This is a genomic window from Escherichia sp. E1V33 (assembly GCF_004211955.1).
Lineage (GTDB): Bacteria > Pseudomonadota > Gammaproteobacteria > Enterobacterales > Enterobacteriaceae > Escherichia.
Genome location: NZ_RHJI01000019.1, coordinates 305,446 through 326,339 on the forward strand (window position 1 = coordinate 305,446; position 20,894 = coordinate 326,339).

Sequence of the window (20,894 nt, forward strand, 5' to 3'; positions counted from 1 at the left end):
TGGCTACGGTAATTCGTAGCTGCTCTGTTGGTTGTGATGGTGGTATGAAAAAAGTTATTTTATCTTTGGCACTCGGCACATTTGGTCTGGGGATGGCTGAATTTGGCATTATGGGGGTGCTCACAGAGCTGGCACACAATGTGGGGATTTCGATTCCTGCCGCCGGACATATGATTTCGTATTATGCGCTGGGGGTGGTGGTTGGTGCCCCGATAATCGCGCTTTTTTCCAGTCGCTACTCACTCAAACATATTTTGTTGTTTCTGGTGACGTTGTGCGTCATTGGCAACGCCATGTTCACGCTCTCTTCGTCTTACCTGATGCTCGCCATTGGCCGTCTGGTTTCCGGTTTTCCGCATGGCGCATTTTTTGGCGTCGGGGCGATTGTATTATCGAAAATTATCCAACCAGGCAAAGTCACCGCTGCCGTGGCGGGTATGGTTTCCGGGATGACAGTCGCCAATTTGCTGGGCATTCCACTGGGGACGTATTTAAGTCAGGAATTTAGCTGGCGCTACACCTTTTTATTGATCTCTGTTTTTAATATCGCAGTGATGGCATCGGTCTATTTTTGGGTGCCGGATATTCGCGACGAGGCGAAAGGAAAGCTGCGCGAGCAGTTTCACTTCTTACGTAGCCCCGCACCGTGGCTAATTTTCGCAGCCACCATGTTTGGCAACGCAGGTGTATTTGCCTGGTTTAGCTACGTTAAACCTTACATGATGTTTATTTCCGGTTTTTCGGAAACGGCGATGACCTTCATTATGATGCTGGTCGGGCTGGGGATGGTGCTGGGGAATGTGCTAAGTGGCCGGATTTCAGGACGTTACTCGCCGCTGCGCATTGCGGCAGTGACTGACTTCATTATTGTGCTGGCATTGCTGATGCTCTTTTTCTTCGGCGGCATGAAAACAACGTCGCTTATTTTTGCTTTTATTTGTTGCGCGGGATTATTTGCCCTTTCGGCGCCGCTGCAAATATTGTTACTGCAAAATGCCAAAGGCGGAGAGTTATTAGGTGCCGCCGGTGGACAAATAGCGTTTAACCTCGGTAGCGCCGTCGGCGCATATTGCGGCGGGATGATGCTGACGCTGGGGCTGGCATATAATTACGTGGCGTTGCCTGCCGCCCTGCTCTCGTTTGCTGCAATGTCGTCGTTGCTGCTGTATGGTCGCTATAAGCGCCAGCAAGCGGCGGATAGTCCGGTGCTGGCGAAACCACTGGGGTAGATGCAGCCACGGTGCGCGTTGCTTATTGCCGGATGCGGCGTGAACGCCTTATCGGCCTACGGTTCTGGCACATTTTGTAGGCCTGATAAGACGCGGCAAGCGTCGCATCAGGCATGATGCGCCAATTGCCTGGGTTTTTTACTCTTGTGGCCATAACCACGCAGCGCCGCGCACGCCGCTGGAATCACCATGCTTCGCCTTACGCACCGGCGTTTCACATTCTCCGCCGAAGACAAATTGTTTAATCAACTGCGGAACCGTTTGATATAAACGGTCTACATTGCTCATCCCGCCCCCCAGGACAATCACATCCGGATCGAGAATATTCACGACATGTGCCAGCGATTTTGCCAGTCGCAGCTCGTAGCGACGCAATGCCAGTTCCGCTACCGGATCGCTTTCTTCAACCAGGCGGATAATTTCACTGCCTTTCAGAGCATGTCCGCTCAAACGACGATAATCCGTCGCGAATCCCGTGCCCGAAATAAAGGTTTCAATACAACCTTGTTTACCGCAATAACAAGGGACTTCCTCGCGATAACGCAGTTCGTCTTCGTCCATCCACGGTAGCGGATTGTGTCCCCACTCACCTGCCGTGCCATTGCCGCCGATATGCGCCCGCCCATTGAATGCCACACCCGCGCCACATCCCGTGCCGATAATCACGGCAAATACCGTCTGCGCCCCGCCTGCCGCGCCATCTACCGCTTCCGAAACCGCCAGGCAGTTGGCGTCATTTGCCAGCCGCACTTCCCGCTGCAACCGCGCACTTAAGTCTTTATCAAATGGTTGACCGTTAAGCCAGGTTGAATTGGCATTTTTCACCACGCCGGTATAGGGCGAAATCGAGCCTGGAATCCCCATCCCCACCGTTCCGCGCTGCCCTGTCGCCTGCTCCGCCATATCAACCAACGTGGCGATCGTTTCAATAGTCTGGCGGTAATCATCACGCGGCGTGGGCAGACGATGACGGTACAACTGCTCCCCTGCATCGCCCAGAGCAATGACTTCTGTTTTGGTGCCGCCTAAATCGATACCTATACGCACGGTACTCTCCTTATTTTTTTCAATATCAATAGCGTAGAGACGGACAACCGGATTGGCAATGCAAGGCCGCCGACAATTCGTTATCATGCCCGCTAAATTTAACGACAAGGCCGTGGAAATTATCATGCTGTGGTTCAAAAATTTAATGGTTTACCGTCTTAGCCGCGAAATTTCGCTGCGTGCAGAAGAGATGGAAAAACAGCTAGCCTCGATGGCATTTACCCCATGCGGCAGCCAGGACATGGCGAAGATGGGCTGGGTTCCTCCGATGGGATCGCACAGCGATGCGTTAACGCACGTTGCCAATGGTCAAATTGTTATCTGCGCGCGCAAAGAAGAAAAAATTCTCCCGTCTCCGGTCATTAAACAGGCGCTGGAAGCGAAAATCGCCAAGCTGGAAGCAGAACAGGCGCGTAAGCTGAAGAAAACCGAAAAAGATTCGCTGAAAGATGAAGTGCTGCACTCTCTGCTGCCTCGCGCCTTCAGCCGTTTCAGCCAGACAATGATGTGGATCGACACTGTGAACGGTTTGATCATGGTGGACTGCGCCAGCGCCAAAAAAGCTGAAGATACGCTGGCACTGCTGCGTAAAAGCCTGGGGTCGTTACCGGTTGTGCCATTGAGCATGGAAAACCCGATTGAACTGACGCTGACCGAATGGGTACGCTCCGGTAGCGCGGCACAGGGCTTCCAGCTGCTTGATGAAGCCGAGCTGAAATCACTGCTGGAAGATGGCGGCGTGATCCGCGCGAAGAAACAGGATCTGACCAGCGAAGAGATCACCAATCACATTGAGGCCGGAAAAGTGGTGACTAAACTGGCGCTCGACTGGCAGCAACGCGTTCAGTTTGTGATGTGCGACGATGGTTCGCTCAAGCGCCTGAAATTCTGCGACGAGCTGCGCGATCAAAACGAAGATATCGACCGCGAAGATTTTGCCCAGCGTTTTGACGCCGATTTCATCCTGATGACCGGCGAACTGGCAGCGTTAATTCAAAACCTGATCGAAGGATTGGGCGGCGAAGCACAACGTTAATAGCTGGTTTACCTTCAATGCCGGATGTGACGCACTGGGTGCGTCACATCCGGCGTACGAAGCCATGCCCGACATTAATCTAATCATTCGCTACGTCGGGCAATGATTTTTAACGCTGCAATATTATGTGTTTTACGCCGTAACCTCATTTTAATTCCTCAAGCTTATTGCGCGCTTCACTACGAATTTGCCGTGTTGATCCGGTTTTAACTAATTCACGTAATTGTTGTGGATCCGGATGATCGGCAAATAACAGTAATGACGGATCCTCTTTTAACCACGCTGTTCTCACCTCAGCTGGCAGTTGCGGGTTGGCAATCGCTCCCTGACGATCCTGCGGTGTAACCAATGCTGTGAATGCGGAAGTCGGCGTATGCGCATTAATCAACGCCGTTTTACGTAATTGTTCATGTCGACTTTGCAGTAATGCCAGCCAAAACTCGTCATCAGGCTTATCTGTCAGCTTATCCAGCTCGACTAAAATAACGCTATCATCATCATTCCAGCGACGTAATCCTCTATCACATTGCCTACGGTTACTATTTGTCATATCTGTGACAGACAGCGCCCAGTCAGAATTAAAGCGATATTGCTTATCAAGACGGGTAATAATCTCTGAGGGTAAATCATTTTTATCAAATAACTGATTGCGCATCCGGTAACGATATTCAGCCGATAAATCAGGCAGCAAATCGATAGCGTCATTAAGCATTGCTTCATCTACTACGCCATTATCAATCAGTTCCAGCTGTATATCATACGCCTGCTCCTGATCTTCTTGCCGTTTGCTTATCATTAACTGCAATGTGCGCCGCCACAATTTTTTCTTATATTCCAACGGCAGCAGTTTATCGTGTGCTAATTTATTCCAGACAGCGGGGTTATCATGATGTGTCAGGAGATAGTTAATCACTTCAGTTGACGTCAGATAACGCGCACCTTCTTGTATATATTGCACATCCTCTTTTGCCAGCGATAGTTGGCGCGCTTCTGGTAAAGCAATAAATAATTCCATAACGATATTTTTATGGTCTTTATTATCGAGATACATTTGATCTGCAATACGTTCAATATCGGCAATACTCATGTTTGCAGAAAGCTGCGTAACTTTTAGTTCCGCAAGGGCATGAGCTACGGCTTCACGGACCTTAAGTGATTGATCGTTACTCAGCGCCACCACTTGCCGTGTGGTCAAATCTGCACCAGCAATTCGTTCGCGTAGTTCATCATCATCGCTGTTTATCAGTTCATCTACCACGGATGCAGGCGCCAGCCACGCGTAGTCGTACTGGCTGACTAACGTCTTACGCACAATCGGAAACGGACTCTGACTTAATAGGGCAATGATTTCCGGAGAAAGATTATCCTGTCTGGCCTGCTCGCGTTGGACGCTCTCGACAGGCGTCGACATTAATTTTTCATTCACTTCTGGTGAAATATCGCTGTTTTTAATCAGTCCTTTCGCCACTGCCTGGTCTTTAATAAAAGGCGCGGTGAGTAAATGCATTTGCCTGGCGGGCCAACGCTGCGCCATATATTCCCGTGTCTGGTCATCAGGATGCTGTAGCAATTGCAGCATAACATCGGTTGGTAGACTCTCCATGCGAGTCAGAAAACGTGCCACCAGCGGATCTTCATGCTTAACGTTGCCAGCCGCAAATTTTTCGACTTTACCCTGTTCAATCCACTGCAATTTTTCACTTAACCCCGATACAGGCTTATCGCGAAACAACGGCAATCCCTGAGCAACACTGAGCGCTACGCTGTCATAATCAGGATAGGCATTTAAAACATCGTCGGTTTGAATTTCAGTAATCTCATAAAGATCGGGCTCAAACAGCGAATACGCTTTTCGAATATTCGTATCCCAATCATAATTTTCACTGCTGGCATCTTCGTTGATATAAAACTCAGCGTGATTAACTTCAAATTGCGTCGCCTTGTCTGAAACAATAATTCCGCGAGCAGTAATTCCTTTCATTACTTCAAAGTTATGATCATTATAATTAGCATAGACTAAGCCTTTCGCTTTCATCTCACCTTTGACGTACGCGAAATCATGATTAATAAAATTGTCGACAATCACATTGCCCAACACAATGAGTTGACCATCACCTGCCGAATAATCATCATAATCACCATTAATGGTTAAATCTCCCTTGACCACCAATGTATGCTTATTACTAAAATTGCTGGAGATTGATAAATCTCCATTGTGGTAATACCACCGAATATTATTTTTAAGCATATAAGAGGCTTCCATACTATCACCAGTTACCTCTTTCACTCCATTACGCTCTTCTGCGGTCATGATATGGAAATCCGACTTAATAAGATCATCACTAGTGATCCACTCGGCAGCGTAAACATTTTCGGTGACAATAAATACAACCATACAAATGATCAATATTTTTATTTTATTCATAATCTTCACTGATATTAATATCAACCTTGATAGATTATAAATATATCGAATATAGAAAAATTAGCAGCAACGGAGATTTTATTATTCGTGAAATAAGGAATATTTCAGAAAAATGCCCTCCCATTCAGACGGGAAGGCGCGATATTACAGATAGCGGCACAGGTAGGAGGTCGGTTCGGCAACTTGCAGATGGAACTCACTGTGGCCGGGAACATTAAATACTTCACCAGCTTCATACACGCGCCAGTCGGTAGCGCCAGGCAGTAAAACATTCAGCGCCCCGCTGACAACCGTCATCTCTTCGGGTTCCGCAGTACTGAACGTGTATTCGCCTTCAACCATCACACCGACGCTGGCGCGGCCAGTATCGCTGCTGGTAAAGCCGATCGATTTCACTTTTCCGGAAAAGTATTCGTTACTTTGAAGCATAAACTGGCCCTGTCAGGTGATTTAACATCTTCTTCACTATAGGGGCCAAAGGTGCTAACTGTCACGTAAAATTACACCAGCAATTCCGCCGCCAGCCTTGCAATCAATACGTTAGAGAGCAAAACAGGTACATCGAGCTTTTTTTGCAGTAAATCGCGATGACGCTGATTAAATCCCAAACAATCCAGCATGATGACATCCGCCCCATTCGCCAGCAATTCTTTCCCGGCATCAACGATTTTCTGTTCCGAATCATGAATGGGATTTCCCAGCGAAAATAGTGGTGTTCTCTGCAAGATTTGCCATTTTTTCGCCTGAACGGCCAAAAGCTCTTCTACTGGTACAATAACACCGACCTGGTGACCTTCAACAATGGAGGAAACCAACGGCGGAAGAATGCGCAAAGGCTCGAGGAAGATCGTATTTCGCGCTGTCATATTACTAATGTTGGCCGTACTCATTAGCAAAATAACGTCATAATCCTGATTATCGAGTACCTCAATCACGCTCTGTAGATCACGCTCCACTTTACGGCGCGAAACGTGGGCCAGCTGGTTGTCATTTAATAATGTGAGAATAGTTTCTTCGCCTGCTTCTGGCGCATACTCCGCCATCACCTCTTCGCGGCTTAACTTCCCCAGCAGGCTATGATGGGAAATATTGTTTTCGTCAATGTACTCCGTCAGAAGCGGCAAAACTTCATGCATTGGTACAATGCCGATGGTCAGAATCGCCAACGACGCGCTCATTGTCTTCCACCTTTTTTTCGTCGTTAATTACCGGGCAAATACAAAGCACCACTGCGGGCGCTTGCCGATGCTACAAATGCAAAAAAGCGTAGCAGCAGGCGCGCACGGGATAATGTAAAGATTCCCAATAGTTCCAGTAATGGATTGTTATTGTTTAATATTCTAATTATTTGAAAAACATGAATTGTGAAAAATGTGATGCAGGTCCGTTGTAATAGCACTCAGAGTCCCTTCCGAGCAGTCTGATGCGGTCACTCTTTATCAGGGTCCTCGTAGCGTTTTTTAGCATCCATCGCCTCCTGGGCCGTAGGATGTTCGCTGATCAAAGAGTCTGGTTTGGGATGGTCGGCACGCAGCTGATACCAGGTCACAGTCTGTCCTTGCTGGCCTTTTTCTACCGTAACAATTCTGGCTTCTCGGGGATAAGGCGGTTTCGTTGGCATTGTTCTTCCTTATTTAACGGGATGAACATTAAGTATAGGTGTCAGGACAATGACAGTTTGCCGTTTGTGCCAAAGCGGTTCGAATTTCAGAGATCACCTGACTGGGTTCGTTGGTAGCATCGACGATAATATGCGCAACCTCACGATATAAAGCATCGCGTTCTTCCAGCACTTCCTGAACTTCTTCACTTAACGGTTTTCCTGTGAGTGTTGGCCGTAAATCCTCTTCTGGAGCTGCTTGCAGACGATTTACCAGCACCGACACCGGCGCGCACAAGTAAACCACAATCCCGTTATTACGCATGTAGTGGCGATTAAATTCCGTCAGAATAATACCGCCTCCCGTCGCGATAACGCTGGATGGTGCAGTTACTGCTTCCAGAGCTGCGCTCTCCCTGGCGCGAAATCCTGCCCACTCTTCCCTTTCGACGATCTCTGCCACCGTCATATTGAGTTGTGATTGCAACCATTGGTCGGTATCAACAAACCGACAGTTGAGCGAATCGGCAAGGGCCATTCCGACCGTTGTTTTACCACAGCCCCGAGGCCCGATCAGAAAAAGAGGTTGTGTCATCGTGGGTTTTCCCCAAAAGGTCGCAATGCGGCGAAAGCCGGTTTCGTAAGAATAACGATCATACCATCAAACTAGTACAATTTCGATTGTAAAGAAATAATTCCACTTAAGGAGCGAACTTCAATACATTCCTTACTATATCAAGAAATGAGTGAGAAAGAAGTGTAAATAATATATTACATTTACGAACGGTTACGTTGAACTTCCAGCCACCATTTTTCAAGTTCAGCCGCAAATGCCTGGCGGTCACGTTGCGAAAGGCTATCTGGTCCTCCGGTCTGTATCCCGCTGGCTCGTAGAGTATCCATAAAATCGCGCATCGTCAGACGTTCACGAATAGTTGCAGGTGTGTACCGTTCGCCACGCGGATTCAGTGCTGCCGCGCCTTTCTCAATGGCTTCAGCAGCCAAAGGAATATCTGCGGTTATCACCAAATCGCCCGCCTCACACTGACGTACAATTTCATTATCGGCCACGTCAAAACCTGCCGCGACGCGCAGCGTGCGAATAAACCGCGATGGCGGCACGCGTAAACTCTGATTTGCCACCAACACCAGCGGCATCTGCATACGTTCTGCCGCTCGATACAGAATCTCTTTAATTACATTGGGACACGCATCGGCGTCCACCCATATTGTCATAAGGCTATCCTCCGTTGGGTAATCTTCTATTGTGTCGCGCTTTTGCCTTCCGGCATAGTTCTGTTTATGCTTCTGAGCAGGCGCTTTTCAAAATAACGAATTCACGGCAGGAGTGTGGCAATGGAAAAGAAAATCGGTTTTATTGGCTGCGGCAATATGGGAAAAGCCATTCTCGGTGGTCTGATTGCCAGCGGTCAGGTCCTTCCAGGGCAAATCTGGGTGTATACCCCCTCCCCGGATAAAGTTGCCGCCTTACATGAACAGTTTGGTATCAACGCCGCAGAATCGGCACAGGAAGTGGCGCAAATCACCGATATCGTCTTTGCTGCCGTCAAACCGGGCATCATGATTAAAGTCCTTAGCGAAATCACTTCCAGCCTGAATAAAGACTCTCTGGTGGTTTCTATCGCCGCAGGCGTTACGCTCGACCAACTTGCCCGGGCGCTGGGTCACGACCGGAAAATTATCCGCGCCATGCCGAATACCCCCGCGTTGGTCAACGCCGGGATGACATCCGTAACGCCAAACGCGTTGGTCACTCCCGAAGATACTGCCGATGTACTGAATATTTTCCGCTGCTTTGGTGAGGCGGAAGTCATTGCTGAGCCGATGATCCACCCAGTGGTGGGTGTGAGCGGTTCTTCGCCAGCCTATGTCTTTATGTTTATCGAAGCGATGGCCGACGCCGCCGTGCTGGGCGGGATGCCACGCGCGCAGGCCTACAAATTTGCCGCCCAGGCGGTAATGGGTTCCGCAAAAATGGTGCTGGAAACCGGCGAACATCCGGGCGCCTTGAAGGATATGGTCTGCTCACCAGGAGGCACAACCATTGAAGCGGTACGCGTTCTGGAAGAGAAAGGCTTCCGTGCCGCGGTGATCGAAGCGATGACGAAGTGTATGGAAAAATCAGAAAAACTCAGCAAGTCCTGATGACTCTCGCCGGACGTCAGGCCGCCACTTCGGTGCGGTTACGTCCGGCTTTCTTTGCTTTGTAGAGCGCCATATCAGCCGATTTCAGCCACTCACGGTAGTGACTCATTTGCGGATTCAGCGGCGCGATACCGACGCTTATCCGTAATATCACCTGCGGCGTATTTGGCAGGCGTAATGCATTTAATCCTTCATGCACACGTAACATGGCAGTAATGGCGTTTTCGGCTGGCGTACCAGACATAATCACCGCAAATTCATCACCGCCAAAACGACCAATCACATCGCTGCCACGTAGGGTAATTTGTAACTGCCGGGTAAGAGCAACGATTGCTTCATCACCCACATCGTGCCCCCATGTATCGTTGATACTCTTAAAATGGTCGATATCAATAATCAATAGCGTCGCATCGCGATTGTGTCGGCGGCAGTTATCAAACTCATTACGTAGCATGATTTCCCAGTGACGCCGGTTATAAACGCCCGTCATGCCGTCGCGGGTACTCATGACCTGCAATCTTCGTTTATGTTCAGCCAGTTTGGTCGCTGTCTGGTAGCTGACCCAGCCAAACAGCAGGGGATAAATGACGATAATGGGAAGGGAGAGCCACCATTCGAGCGGCGCACTCTTGAGCGACACCGTGATCCCCGTGAGTTCGAGAGTGACAAGGCAGGAAACAACCATCAGCACCAAACCGGCGACAAACAGACGGGGGCCGCCTGCCCCCATCAAATTCAGGCACATAATCATCAGCATTGCGATCGAAGGCAGCACGTTTACGCCCATCACGCCTACCCACATACCTGCTAACACTGCATCGGTTTTTAAGTTGTATATTTCCCGGCCAAGCGGATCGACGGCCCTGCTCGCCAACTGCCAGGCTAAATGCGGCCAGACAAACGCCCAGCCAACCAACACCAGCCACCACCAGCCCGACAGCGGGTGCGAAACCATCGTCGAAGCGATTGGTAAGAACATCCCTGCCAGTCCTACCGCACGCGGTAGTCTGACGCGACGGGCGAAGCGCAGCCCGGATCGCTGATGTTCGTTTTGAGGAGCTAATGGTGGTATCTCCCCGTGCGCCGCCGCTTTTTTGAAAAAATTTTCATCATTCATTATTTTTGGGAACATTCAGAAACAATTTTCCCAAATTATAGAGATGGGGCTAAAGGCGGGAGTATGATATTTCGGGTGAGCCATTTTCTTAACTCACCCGTTAGCACTATAGGTATTACGCGGCTTTCTTGAGGCAGGCGCTCATAAACTTATTACGATCATCACCTTTCAGAGATTGCTGCGTCGCCTGACTATTACATTCGCGCATCTTCTGCTGCTGTGGTGTCAAACTCTTTTCAGCGGGCGCAGATTTGCTGTTCTTCAGGCAATCACTCATGTATGTCTTACGGGCATCCCCTTTCAACGCCTGCGCTGTCGCCTGTTGATTACAGGAGGTCATACGCTGTTGTTGTGGGGTTACAGTTCTCTCGGCAGCGCCGACAGTGGTTAAAAAAACCAGACCGAATAGCAGGGTAACCAGTAATGTTATTTTCATAGCACCATCCCTCTTAACATTTTAACCAGGAGCATTTGCGCCCTTGATCTGCCTTTAAGTCTGGTTGCTAACAGCAAAAAAACCACCCGACAGCCAAAATTAGCCGCCGGGTTCGGTGTTATTTCAGTCCCAGTGCAGCTTTCATGGTGTAGAAGAGATCGGTCTGATCGGTCAAACCAACCACATTCGCAGCCTGCGGACCATATGCAGCAATACGTAACTGGCTACCGGTATGCTCTTGTGAATCCTCTTCGGAGTTCCCGTAACTCATCACCATCACTGCGCCATCTTTGGTGTTTAACGCCTGAGTCAGACCCGGCGCTTTGGTATCCGGCGCGACAATCTGGCTGGCGTGGGCGTGGTCAGCGGTGACCACCACCAGTGTGTTGCCATCCTTTTTGGCAAATTCCAGCGCCCGCTGTACGGCTTCATCGAGATCGACCGTCTCGCCAATTTGGCCACAAGGATTCGCGGCGTGATCCTGTTTATCGATCGACGCGCCTTCAACTTGCAGGAAGAATCCTTTCTCATTTTTGCTCAGCAGTTCAATGGCTTTATCGGTCATCTGCGCCAGCGTAGGCACGCTGTCATTGCGTTGCGGATTCGGGGTACAGGTGACCGCAGGTTTATCGATGTTACCGTGATAAGACGCCTTTGGTCCTTCCCAACGCACAGGCATATTGCCGTCGGCAAATAATCCGAGCAGTGGTTTTTGTTGGTTAGCTTCCGTCACCGCAGTCAGCGATGCAGCATCGCTGACTAACTGATAACCGCACGCCTGCGCCTGTTCACGCAGTGTTTTTCCCTGCCATTCACCGGCGGTTGCTGTTTCTGCAAACGTTTTTGCACCGCCGCCAAGCGTAACATCCGCACGGGCGTTAAGCAGTTGTTCGGTAATCGATCCTTTTCCGCCTTTTTCCAGCGCGTTGCTCGGGCATTTTTCGCTGGTAACGCTCGGACCATAGCATTTGCGCGAGGTCACATGTGCCACAAGCGCAGCGGGAGTGGCATCCTGTATTTCAGCCGTTGAAACGTTGCCGGTCGCCAGTCCTGCGGCTTTTGCCAATTCCAGAATCGTTGAGTGATCTTTTTCATGAATATCGACACCCAGCGCGCCGTTATACGTTTTGACGCCAGTTGACCAGGCCGTTGCTGACGCAGCGGAGTCGGTCACGTAGTCTGGTTTTCCGGTTTTTTTATCCAGCGCATAATGGGTGTATTGTCCGGTAAGCGGTAAGGCATCGATCCCTTTAAAAAAACCGCCCGCGCCTTCAGCATAATTGCGTGCGGCAGTGATTTCCGAATCCCCCATCCCATCACCAATCAATAAAATAATATTTTTTGCGGGTTTATCGCTAAGAGAATCGCGTAAGGCAGTCGTCTGATCGCTCGTTAATCGGCGAGCGCCGCCAGGCGCGGTAATATCCCCCTGTGCCGCTCGGTTTTCCAGAATTGGCATCTCTGGTGTCCGAGCTTTAGTAACAGGGGTAAACAGTAACGGCAAGAGAGCCAGTGCAATAGTGCTTTGTTTCACTTTATTTTCTCCATGTACAAATACATTAAAAAATAAAAACAAAGCGACTATAAGTCTCTGGCATGACAACATTATGACAGCAGTTGAAGGGCTTAACTTTTTACTGACGAGGATGCCTCAATAACTTCTTTACGTAATCGCGCAGCAGCTCCGTATCGTCATCAGGAATGCTGGCATCGGGCTTTACCGAATATAGCGCTCCTTCAACCTGATCAATCAACCGCTGTTGGTCATTTTGCGCCATATTGCGAAGCATCGCAGTAACGATAATCTCTAGTGCTTCGACCTGTGCGCACAATTCTTTCGATTCCTCTTCCTTTTGGGCAAGCTTAAATAACAACTCAGCAATGAGATTTTTCATATCTGTATTTCCTTATCCAAAGTATGGAGAAGTTAACATTATGTTTCACAACTGCATAGAGTCTTGATGTAGTATTTTTATGACAGAGGAAATAGTTTTAGCAAATATTTCTTTCACATTTATCAGCGAAACGTTTCTCTATTTTTAAATAATTCCACACATAAAATATAGGTATATAATTATTAATGTTTTTTATAATAAAAAGTTATGAAATATATCCTTTTGGTTAACTTATTATTAAGCATAATAACCATCCGGGCAGTAATTCACACCAGGAATAAATTAGTTTCCCGTTCATCATTTTTGTGATCTTGCGCACATAATTTAGTCAGCGATGAATTTTAACCAGCAAGCTGCACGCTTTGTCAGCAGAAGATTGCAACAAACTGTCAGAAGGCCGCGAATCCCCCGTTTTGTCGTGGTAATGTATGCTCTTTGTGTTCTACGGGATAGGTTTTTAAGATGGAAAAACTGCGGGTAGGAATCGTTTTTGGTGGAAAGTCAGCAGAACATGAAGTGTCTCTGCAATCGGCAAAAAACATTGTCGATGCCATTGATAAAAGTCGCTTTGACGTTGTGCTGCTGGGCATTGATAAACAAGGGCAATGGCACGTCAGCGATGCCAGCAATTATTTGCTGAACGCAGGCGATCCTGCCCATATTGCACTGCGCCCTTCGTCCACCAGTCTCGCGCAGGTGCCGGGTAAACATGAACAGCAACTTATTGATGCGCAGAACGGCCAGCCGTTGCCGACGGTGGATGTCATTTTCCCAATTGTCCACGGTACGTTGGGCGAAGATGGTTCCTTGCAGGGAATGCTGCGGGTTGCCAATCTACCGTTTGTCGGTTCCGATGTTCTTGCTTCAGCTGCATGCATGGATAAAGACGTCACCAAACGTCTGCTGCGTGACGCTGGATTGAACATCGCGCCATTTATTACCCTGACGCGCACCAATCGCCATAAAATCAGCTTCGCCGAAGTGAAGTCTAAACTTGGGTTGCCGCTGTTTGTAAAACCAGCTAATCAGGGTTCCTCTGTTGGCGTCAGCAAAGTGACCAGCGAAGAGCAGTATGCGCTTGCTGTCGATCTGGCGTTCGAGTTCGATCACAAAGTGATCGTTGAGCAAGGGATCAAAGGTCGTGAGATCGAATGCGCGGTTCTGGGTAATGACGATCCGCAAGCCAGTACCTGTGGCGAGATCGTCCTGACCAGCGATTTCTACGCCTACGACACCAAGTACATTGACGAAGATGGCGCGAAAGTGGTGGTTCCGGCAGACATTACGCCGGAAATCAACGATAAGATTCGGGCGATTGCCGTTCAGGCTTACCAGGCGTTGGGATGTGCTGGCATGGCGCGTGTAGACGTCTTTTTAACACCGGAAAACGAGGTGGTGATTAACGAAATCAACACGCTGCCAGGGTTCACTAACATCAGTATGTATCCGAAGCTGTGGCAAGCCAGTGGTCTGGGCTACACCGACCTGATCACTCGTTTGATTGAGTTGGCGCTGGAGCGTCACGCAGCGGATAACGCATTGAAAACCACCATGTAATATTCAAACGCCCGGTAATATTTTTATTGGGCGTTTTCAGTATCGTCATCGCGACGGCGAATAATCAGTCCCGCCAGCCAGAAGCTAATCACCCACGTCACCAGCCCTACCGCGTAGGTCTGCCAGCCTTTTGCTTCAAACCCCAGCAACCCTACTACACCATTAAGAATGAAAATAAGGCCAATGGCGAACGCATAGTAATGCCAGTCGCGGCGGATTTTCACAGGCAGATTCATGGCAGCTCCGTTAACGAAAAATAACATCCTTGCATATTCTGCAACAGCCGTCTGTGGTGTAGACAACATTTCCGAAATTGTTAATAAATTTAACTTAAGGTTGCTATTTTGTGACTCACAACGAAGATTCACGCTTCGGGATTATTCCCAACAGCAATTTACCATGATTCTGATATTGACAATCTTAATGACCTGTCAGACTTGCCATAAGCCGCTGGTATCACACCAGAAGAGAAGCAGATGACTTCCGGAGGTTTTTATGGCTGATTTCACCCTGTCAAAATCGCTGTTTAGCGGAAAATATCGCGATGCCTCTTCAACGCCTGGCAACATTGCCTATGCGTTGTTTGTGCTGTTTTGCTTTTGGGCTGGGGCGCAATTGCTGAACCTGTTAGTGCATGCGCCCGGCGTCTATGAGCGTTTAATGCAGGTCCAGGAAACAGGCCGCCCACGGGTGGAAATTGGTTTAGGTGTCGGCACCATTTTCGGGCTGATCCCGTTTTTAGTTGGCTGCCTCATTTTTGCAGTGGTGGCGCTATGGCTGCACTGGCGACATCGCCGCCAGTAAGATTTATTTTGCCAGATGCGGCGTAAACATCTGGCCTACGATTACCTATTGGTCACGGCTTCATACAGCGTGCTCGCCTTTCATCGACGCGCTTCGCAAACCATGCCGTAGTCAGGTTGCGGGTGATTTTCGGGCTTTCCAGTTGAATGCCGGGCAACATTTCGCGAGGTAGTGATTTACCCGTTTTCGCTTCGGCAAGTTGATAAACTTTCTTGTACAGCGCCGTCTCTTCAAAAGAGAAACTATCCCCTTTCTCTAACTGACGGCGAATTTCGCTGTCGCTCATTCCCAGTTTGCCCGCCAATTTACGCGTCGCCAGTTCTGTTTTACCCGGCTCTTTACTGTCATAACGAATCAAATCACCATCCAGCGCCAGCTTCACGCCACTGGCTTTGCTGACCGCATTTTGAAACGCGGCATTACGACTGGCGTACCAACCGGCATTAAAATCGGCGAAACGGAAAATCGGCGCGCTATAGCTGGCAGGATAATTGAGTAAATGGTAAGTACCGAACCATAATCCGCCACGACGACTAAAGACCTCCTGACGTACCGTACCGTCCATTTTCCACGGATAACCTTTGGTATGCTGTTCAGCAAAAGCAATACTGACCTGCATCGGCCCACCGGTGCGCACCGGGTTAAGCGAACCAAACAGCGTCTGCCCCATCGGCACCATGCTGATCAGATCGTCAAAAATTGCACTCAGCTGCTTTTCCGTGCGCACGGAATCTAACCGTTCGCTGTAGCTTTTGCCGTTCGGCGATTTGATTTTTAGCGCGGTATGGACCAGAAATGCAGGGATGTGCATCCGTTCGGCGCGACGGTCAATCTCTTGCCAGGCGATTTTACTTAATCCAGGAACGACCGGATCCGCCTGATAATTTGACTCCTGCTGTGCCACCGCCAGCACCGAGCAGACATTTTCCAGTGTCGGTGCCAGCCCCTGACTTTCAAAAGTGGTGGCAAGATCTTTCGCCCAGGCATCGCGGTCTTTTACGCTGGCGGGTAACTTCTGCCGCACCACGCTAGCCACATCTATCGTTTTTTCACCCTTTTTCAACGGCTGCGGCGCCTGACTGCTACACCCCGCTAAAACCAGAACCGCCAACAATGAAAGCGAAGACAGATGATTGACTCGCGACATTACCTCTCCTTTTTAACTCAATGTATGGGTTACTTCCTGAATTTTGTCATTATCCAGTTCATGTTCAAAGCTGCGCAGACGTTTATAGATCGACATCAACTCGACCAGCGTGGTCCATGAGTTAATCAGATACTGGAAAGCGCCGCGAACCTGACCAAAAACGTTGGTGATTTGGGTCATCAGGCCGAGCGTAATCGTACCGGCAACAATCGACGGAAATAGCAAGAACAACCCGAAAACGTTATCAACCTGCAGATAGAGAATGCGGGCGATGTTGAAATACATATAGTGAAAATAGAGGCGGAAATAGTTCTTCCGTACCGCGCTGAACAACTCGCGTACCGTTGGCGGTGTCGCACGCGTGGCGTCGTCTTCACCATAGACCAGCTCTTTACGGTAGGCGGCTTCTACTCGCTGGTTTTTAAACTCAAGCCCCGGCAGTTTGATCCCCACCACCGCCAGTAATCCGGTCCCCATCAGCGACCAGACAATCGCGGCAATCACCAAACCATACGGAATATGCCCAACAATCGGCAACTCTGGCACGTGCGCGGAGAGCGTCACCAGCACCGGCAAGAAGGCGATGAGCGTCATAATGGCGTTAATAAAGCTGACGCCCATATTCTCAAGCGTCGAAGCAAAACGCATGGTGTCTTCCTGCACACGCTGCGCGGCCCCTTCGATATGGCGCAGTTGCTGCCAGTTGGCCATGTAGTATTCGTTCATCGCCGTACGCCAGCGGAACACGTAGTGGCTGACAAAAAAATTGTTCAAAACACTGATAACCACCGCGATCAGCGCAATCCCCAGAAAGACGCCCACTTCGCGATAAAACTGTTCGATGGTCACTTTATGCGGCGAACTGAGCGCGGTTTGAATCAGGTCATAAAACGGTGCATACCAGGCGTTGACGGCCACACCGACTTCTACCAGAAACCAGGTCACGAAGATAATTAGCGCAGTGCCGAGTATTGACCAGTACTGCCAACGATGCGGGCTGTAGATAAACCAGAACAGCGCAAAAAGTCCTACGCAAACAATGTAATAAGCGTAAAAAACCAGGAAGTCTAACGACCAGAAACGGGCGGCGCTAATCGGAATCTGCCCAGAAGACCCGGTGATGCGGGCAACCCAGTCACCGCCTCCGGCTTGCCAGAAGATTACGGCAATCAATGCCCAAACAAAGGCCGAGAGAAAAAAAGCTCCCGGTTTTGGGAAAAAAGACTTAAACATATGCTCTCCTGCTAGCTTCTTATCGTTTTAGCAACGGCTGTGTATTAACCGATGGCCGCTTCAAAGAGTCAGCCAAATGAAACCGCCCATTGTGACCAACCGCGGGGCGCTTAGTTCGTTCTCCTGACGGGAAGAATTGTTTCGACGGATTTCACCAACAAAGGATTGTTTACATAAGCGCATTAACACGTACAGGATCACAAATGCAGACATTGGTGAGCAGGAAAAAGAACGTGTTTACGCGCCGTTACGTTTTTAACACTATTATTGCACTAATTTGCGCTTTGCAATCCATCAACGAGTAGTATAAATACGCTCAGTTACCTTCATTTAATTTATGGACACCACCGTTGAAACGTAGTCTGCTTTTTTCTGCCGTGCTGTGTGCGGCGTCATTGACCTCTGTCCACGCGGCGCAACCTATCGCCGAACCTGAATTCGCCTCTGATATTGTTGATCGCTATGCCGATCATATTTTTTACGGCAGCGGTGCCACCGGGATGGCGCTGGTCGTTATCGACGGTAATCAGCGTGTCTTTCGCAGTTATGGCGAAACTCGCCCTGGTAATAACGTTCGCCCGCAGTTGGATTCAGTAGTACGTATTGCTTCGCTCACCAAGTTGATGACCAGTGAGATGCTGGTGAAATTGCTGGACCAGGGGACAGTGAAGTTAAACGATCCACTGAGTAAATATGCCCCGCCAGGCGCTCGCGTGCCAACCTACAATGGTGCCCCTATCACGTTGGTGAATCTGGCAACCCATACCAGCGCCCTGCCCCGTGAACAGCCCGGCGGCGCGGCAAATCGTCCGGTGTTTGTCTGGCCGACGCGAGAGCAACGCTGGAAATACCTTTCTACGGCAAAGCTAAAAGCCGCGCCAGGCAGTCAGGCCGCGTACTCCAACCTTGCGTTCGACCTGCTGGCGGATGCACTGGCGAATGCCTCCGGTAAGCCTTATACCCAGTTGTTTGAAGAGCAGATTACCCGTCCGCTGGGGATGAAAGACACCACCTACACACCATCACCGGACCAGTGCCGCCGTTTGATGGTTGCCGAGCGCGGCGCCAGTCCGTGTAACAATACGCTGGCGGCCATTGGCAGCGGCGGCGTTTATTCCACACCTGGCGATATGATGCGCTGGATGCAGCAATATTTGTCTTCTGATTTTTATCAGCGTAGTAACCAGGCGGATCGCATGCAGACGCTGATTTATCAGCGTGCGCAGTTTACGAAAGTGATTGGCATGGATGTGCCCGGCAGAGCGGATGCACTCGGTTTAGGCTGGGTGTATATGGCGCCGAAGGATGGACGTCCGGGTATTATTCAGAAGACCGGTGGTGGCGGTGGTTTCATTACCTATATGGCGATGATCCCGCAAAAAAATATCGGTGCGTTTGTCGTCGTGACCCGTTCACCATTGACACGGTTTAAAAATATGAGCGATGGCATTAATGATTTGGTGACCGAACTTAGCGGGAATAAACCGCTGGTCATTCCCGCTTCCTGATTAATACTCTGAAGGCAAACGGTTGATTGCGACCAGTTTGCCTTTATTCATTTCGATATAGCCGCCTTTACGCAAAGCAGCGAGAACTTCCGCAACGACAGAACGCGATATACGTGTACGTTGATGGATATAATTCATCACACCAATACGTGATCGCAATTCTTCATTCCAGTCAATCATTGATAATAATGTTGCGCGGATTTGTTCGTAGGAATTATGCCCAATGAGCTGTACGTCGCGTAATTCCAGAATTCTATTTTGCCAGGCTAACCAGTAAAAAGCGTCTCGCCAGAGTTGATTTTGTTCAATAAGCGTAATGGTTTGTTTGGCTGGCAGATGATATCCCGTACAATTTCCTTCTGATATTAATTTGTATGGTATATCGTTTTTCATTAAACCATCAGCCAGTCCCATAATATAAGGAGCCTGGGTAATACCGATAAGTACGTTTTCTTCCCTACGCAGAGAGATAACACCTTCTAAAATAACGAATGTGTCTTCGCTGTTTACATCACTGGAAAATATAACTTGTTTTTCATTATTAAACTCGAAGCGCGTGCCGTATCTGGACAAACATTTATCGAGCTTACCAAATTCCTGAAGAGGTTTAACTACAGATAACATTTGCGCGTCCTTTGCAGTAATGCCCGTCAAATCCTTGACGGGCATTATTTAGATTAAATTACCAGTATTTCTTCAGAGTGAAGAATATTACCAGGTATATTTAACACCCACGTTTGCGGACCAATCTTGATCTACGTCACCACCACCGAGGTAGTTAGCATCGGTATAGGCGCTGAAGTTCTTGGTGAAGCTGAACTGAGTACCCAGACCAACACGTACCGCAGACCCTTCAGTACCGTTATCGATGGAATCGCCGTTCACATCGTTATCGTTGTTAGAGTCGTCGTAGACGTAAGCCAGTTTGAAGTACGGAGTCAGAGCCTGGTCTTCGCTGTAAGTGAAGGTATAACCTGCATCTACACCCAGTTCATAACGCATGCTGTCGTAAGACTGACCGTCAACTTTCATGTCGTTGCTCAGCTGGTAGTCATCACCAGACTGGAACAGACCAGAAATGCTGCCGTAAGGAGTTACGTAACCAGCATCACCCAGTTTGAAGTCGTAACCGGCTTTCAAACCGAAGCCCCACGCGTCAGAGTTGGTGCTACCGTCAACGTAAGTACCGTTGCTCATGGTTGCAGACAGATCGTTGTTGAAGTGAGAGTAGCTCAAGCTACCATCAACAAAGATGTTGTTCGCAAAGCGAGCAGAAGAGTAGATGTAGGCAGATTGGCTGTCTTGATCCACCTGACCAGAACGGTCATTCATGTCGCCTTTACCGAAGCCTGCAGCCGCACCGACGATCCACTTAGCGTTGTTACCATCAATTTTGGTATCAACACCGACCATGATGCCGTTAACATCCTGATCGTAGTCGATGGTACCGTTGTTGCCGTTGAAGTTACCACCGAAGTAGCTTACCCATGCGCCGCCGTTATCAGCCAGACCATGACGAGAGTTGGTCAAACGAGTACCAACGGTGTCTTGTTCCAGGTTCCAGATATTGGTGTTTGCAGACGGAATGCTCAACGCCATGTTAGCGTAGTCAGTCAGCTCGGTCTGATGCAGAACAACGGTGTTACCTTCCTGACGAGCTTCGTAGGTGTATGTGTAAATAGACCCGTTTTAGT

General features: G+C 49.1%; 21 protein-coding genes and 2 pseudogenes. 6 read left to right on the forward strand and 17 right to left on the reverse strand.

All coding sequences use genetic code 11. The features are described 5' to 3' along the window. The first annotated feature begins 44 nt into the window (after positions 1-44). The gene (gene araJ, locus D9742_RS18030; RefSeq protein ID WP_130237784.1) at positions 45-1,229 is read left to right on the forward strand and encodes an MFS transporter AraJ; all 1,185 of its coding nucleotides are present in this window, start codon (positions 45-47) and stop codon (positions 1,227-1,229) included. A gap of 138 nt (positions 1,230-1,367) precedes the next feature. Here araJ and mak read toward each other — a convergent pair whose 3' ends face one another. Continuing rightward, positions 1,368-2,276 (reverse strand): fructokinase, encoded by a 909-nt coding sequence (gene mak / locus D9742_RS18035; protein WP_130237767.1) that lies wholly within the window; start codon positions 2,274-2,276, stop codon positions 1,368-1,370. Positions 2,277-2,400: 124 nt separating this feature from the next. Between mak and rdgC the strand changes: the two genes are divergently transcribed. Next, entirely contained in the window at positions 2,401-3,312 is a 912-nt protein-coding gene (rdgC, locus tag D9742_RS18040) for a recombination-associated protein RdgC (protein ID WP_130206205.1), read from the forward strand. Positions 3,313-3,395: 83 nt separating this feature from the next. Here the strand turns inward: rdgC and D9742_RS23515 are convergent. The 7 genes and pseudogenes from D9742_RS23515 to D9742_RS18075 form a co-directional block, all read right to left on the reverse strand. After that, positions 3,396-3,470, reverse strand: a pseudogene (locus tag D9742_RS23515) (hypothetical protein); the annotation flags it as partial. Next, entirely contained in the window at positions 3,458-5,737 is a 2,280-nt protein-coding gene (locus D9742_RS18050; RefSeq protein ID WP_130237768.1) for a DUF2773 domain-containing protein, read from the reverse strand. The pseudogene D9742_RS23515 and the gene D9742_RS18050, both read right to left, overlap by 13 nt. Positions 5,738-5,881: 144 nt before the next feature. Then, on the reverse strand, positions 5,882-6,166 hold the full coding sequence (ppnP, locus tag D9742_RS18055; RefSeq protein ID WP_064527100.1) for a pyrimidine/purine nucleoside phosphorylase: 285 nt from the start codon (positions 6,164-6,166) through the stop codon (positions 5,882-5,884). Positions 6,167-6,237: 71 nt separating this feature from the next. Beyond that, on the reverse strand, positions 6,238-6,915 hold the full coding sequence (locus D9742_RS18060; RefSeq protein WP_130237769.1) for an AroM family protein: 678 nt from the start codon (positions 6,913-6,915) through the stop codon (positions 6,238-6,240). 251 nt (positions 6,916-7,166) lie between these two features. Continuing rightward, a complete protein-coding gene (gene yaiA, locus D9742_RS18065; protein WP_130206195.1) occupies positions 7,167-7,358 on the reverse strand; it encodes a protein YaiA in 192 nt (63 codons plus the stop codon). A gap of 28 nt (positions 7,359-7,386) precedes the next feature. After that, positions 7,387-7,932 carry a shikimate kinase AroL gene (gene aroL / locus D9742_RS18070; protein ID WP_130237770.1) on the reverse strand — a complete coding sequence of 182 codons (546 nt, stop codon included), beginning with the start codon at positions 7,930-7,932 and terminating at the stop codon, positions 7,387-7,389. Positions 7,933-8,114: 182 nt separating this feature from the next. After that, positions 8,115-8,573: a YaiI/YqxD family protein gene (locus D9742_RS18075; protein WP_130223265.1), complete on the reverse strand. Its 459-nt coding sequence runs from the start codon at positions 8,571-8,573 to the stop codon at positions 8,115-8,117. A gap of 120 nt (positions 8,574-8,693) precedes the next feature. On the opposite strand from D9742_RS18075, the gene proC reads away from it, so the two are divergent. Then, positions 8,694-9,503 (forward strand): pyrroline-5-carboxylate reductase, encoded by an 810-nt coding sequence (gene proC / locus D9742_RS18080; RefSeq protein WP_130215404.1) that lies wholly within the window; start codon positions 8,694-8,696, stop codon positions 9,501-9,503. A 16-nt stretch (positions 9,504-9,519) separates the two neighbouring features. Here proC and adrA read toward each other — a convergent pair whose 3' ends face one another. From adrA to iraP, 4 genes are all read right to left on the reverse strand, one after another. Then, the gene (gene adrA / locus D9742_RS18085) at positions 9,520-10,635 is read right to left on the reverse strand and encodes a diguanylate cyclase AdrA (protein ID WP_130237771.1); all 1,116 of its coding nucleotides are present in this window, start codon (positions 10,633-10,635) and stop codon (positions 9,520-9,522) included. Positions 10,636-10,735: 100 nt separating this feature from the next. Beyond that, complete coding sequence (gene psiF / locus D9742_RS18090; protein WP_130237772.1) at positions 10,736-11,056, reverse strand: phosphate starvation-inducible protein PsiF; 321 nt, start codon at positions 11,054-11,056, stop codon at positions 10,736-10,738. Between the two features lie 118 nt (positions 11,057-11,174). Continuing rightward, positions 11,175-12,590 (reverse strand): alkaline phosphatase, encoded by a 1,416-nt coding sequence (gene phoA, locus D9742_RS18095; RefSeq protein ID WP_130237773.1) that lies wholly within the window; start codon positions 12,588-12,590, stop codon positions 11,175-11,177. Between the two features lie 100 nt (positions 12,591-12,690). Beyond that, positions 12,691-12,951, reverse strand: a complete 261-nt coding sequence (gene iraP, locus D9742_RS18100; RefSeq protein WP_064527081.1) for an anti-adapter protein IraP — start codon at positions 12,949-12,951, stop codon at positions 12,691-12,693. Between the two features lie 462 nt (positions 12,952-13,413). On the opposite strand from iraP, the gene ddlA reads away from it, so the two are divergent. Then, entirely contained in the window at positions 13,414-14,508 is a 1,095-nt protein-coding gene (gene ddlA, locus D9742_RS18105; RefSeq protein WP_130237774.1) for a D-alanine--D-alanine ligase, read from the forward strand. A 23-nt stretch (positions 14,509-14,531) separates the two neighbouring features. Here ddlA and D9742_RS18110 read toward each other — a convergent pair whose 3' ends face one another. Beyond that, on the reverse strand, positions 14,532-14,744 hold the full coding sequence (locus D9742_RS18110; RefSeq protein ID WP_130237775.1) for a DUF2754 domain-containing protein: 213 nt from the start codon (positions 14,742-14,744) through the stop codon (positions 14,532-14,534). Positions 14,745-15,003: 259 nt separating this feature from the next. Between D9742_RS18110 and D9742_RS18115 the strand changes: the two genes are divergently transcribed. Beyond that, positions 15,004-15,312, forward strand: coding sequence for a YaiY family protein (locus tag D9742_RS18115; protein WP_130237776.1), 309 nt, complete (start codon positions 15,004-15,006; stop codon positions 15,310-15,312). A 52-nt stretch (positions 15,313-15,364) separates the two neighbouring features. On the opposite strand, the gene yaiW is transcribed toward D9742_RS18115, so the two are convergent. Continuing rightward, on the reverse strand, positions 15,365-16,459 hold the full coding sequence (gene yaiW, locus D9742_RS18120) for a surface-exposed outer membrane lipoprotein YaiW (protein ID WP_130237777.1): 1,095 nt from the start codon (positions 16,457-16,459) through the stop codon (positions 15,365-15,367). A gap of 12 nt (positions 16,460-16,471) precedes the next feature. Then, positions 16,472-17,692 (reverse strand): peptide antibiotic transporter SbmA, encoded by a 1,221-nt coding sequence (gene sbmA / locus D9742_RS18125; RefSeq protein WP_130237778.1) that lies wholly within the window; start codon positions 17,690-17,692, stop codon positions 16,472-16,474. Positions 17,693-18,042: 350 nt separating this feature from the next. Here sbmA and ampH point away from each other — a divergent pair, with 350 nt between their 5' ends. Beyond that, positions 18,043-19,200 carry a D-alanyl-D-alanine-carboxypeptidase/endopeptidase AmpH gene (ampH, locus tag D9742_RS18130; protein ID WP_130237779.1) on the forward strand — a complete coding sequence of 386 codons (1,158 nt, stop codon included), beginning with the start codon at positions 18,043-18,045 and terminating at the stop codon, positions 19,198-19,200. Here ampH and iprA read toward each other — a convergent pair whose 3' ends face one another. Together iprA and ehaB are read right to left on the reverse strand one after the other, a co-directional pair. Next, positions 19,201-19,824, reverse strand: coding sequence for a hydrogen peroxide resistance inhibitor IprA (iprA, locus tag D9742_RS18135; protein ID WP_001295817.1), 624 nt, complete (start codon positions 19,822-19,824; stop codon positions 19,201-19,203). Between the two features lie 87 nt (positions 19,825-19,911). Further along, a pseudogene (gene ehaB, locus D9742_RS18140) lies at positions 19,912-20,871 on the reverse strand (autotransporter adhesin EhaB); the annotation flags it as partial. Positions 20,872-20,894: the final 23 nt, after the last annotated feature.

Bases quoted from the DNA above. Each gene is read 5' to 3' on its own strand.
- D9742_RS18075 (WP_130223265.1), bottom strand. From the start codon at position 8,573: ATGACAATATGGGTGGACGCCGATGCGTGTCCCAATGTAATTAAAGAG.
- ddlA (WP_130237774.1), top strand. From the start codon at position 13,414: ATGGAAAAACTGCGGGTAGGAATCGTTTTTGGTGGAAAGTCAGCAGAA.
- iraP (WP_064527081.1), bottom strand. From the start codon at position 12,951: ATGAAAAATCTCATTGCTGAGTTGTTATTTAAGCTTGCCCAAAAGGAA.
- D9742_RS18050 (WP_130237768.1), bottom strand. From the start codon at position 5,737: ATGAATAAAATAAAAATATTGATCATTTGTATGGTTGTATTTATTGTC.
- ppnP (WP_064527100.1), bottom strand. From the start codon at position 6,166: ATGCTTCAAAGTAACGAATACTTTTCCGGAAAAGTGAAATCGATCGGC.
- D9742_RS18110 (WP_130237775.1), bottom strand. From the start codon at position 14,744: ATGAATCTGCCTGTGAAAATCCGCCGCGACTGGCATTACTATGCGTTC.
- araJ (WP_130237784.1), top strand. From the start codon at position 45: ATGAAAAAAGTTATTTTATCTTTGGCACTCGGCACATTTGGTCTGGGG.
- proC (WP_130215404.1), top strand. From the start codon at position 8,694: ATGGAAAAGAAAATCGGTTTTATTGGCTGCGGCAATATGGGAAAAGCC.
- yaiA (WP_130206195.1), bottom strand. From the start codon at position 7,358: ATGCCAACGAAACCGCCTTATCCCCGAGAAGCCAGAATTGTTACGGTA.
- D9742_RS18115 (WP_130237776.1), top strand. From the start codon at position 15,004: ATGGCTGATTTCACCCTGTCAAAATCGCTGTTTAGCGGAAAATATCGC.
- yaiW (WP_130237777.1), bottom strand. From the start codon at position 16,459: ATGTCGCGAGTCAATCATCTGTCTTCGCTTTCATTGTTGGCGGTTCTG.
- psiF (WP_130237772.1), bottom strand. From the start codon at position 11,056: ATGAAAATAACATTACTGGTTACCCTGCTATTCGGTCTGGTTTTTTTA.
- sbmA (WP_130237778.1), bottom strand. From the start codon at position 17,692: ATGTTTAAGTCTTTTTTCCCAAAACCGGGAGCTTTTTTTCTCTCGGCC.
- adrA (WP_130237771.1), bottom strand. From the start codon at position 10,635: ATGTTCCCAAAAATAATGAATGATGAAAATTTTTTCAAAAAAGCGGCG.
- aroL (WP_130237770.1), bottom strand. From the start codon at position 7,932: ATGACACAACCTCTTTTTCTGATCGGGCCTCGGGGCTGTGGTAAAACA.
- iprA (WP_001295817.1), bottom strand. From the start codon at position 19,824: ATGTTATCTGTAGTTAAACCTCTTCAGGAATTTGGTAAGCTCGATAAA.
- D9742_RS18060 (WP_130237769.1), bottom strand. From the start codon at position 6,915: ATGAGCGCGTCGTTGGCGATTCTGACCATCGGCATTGTACCAATGCAT.
- rdgC (WP_130206205.1), top strand. From the start codon at position 2,401: ATGCTGTGGTTCAAAAATTTAATGGTTTACCGTCTTAGCCGCGAAATT.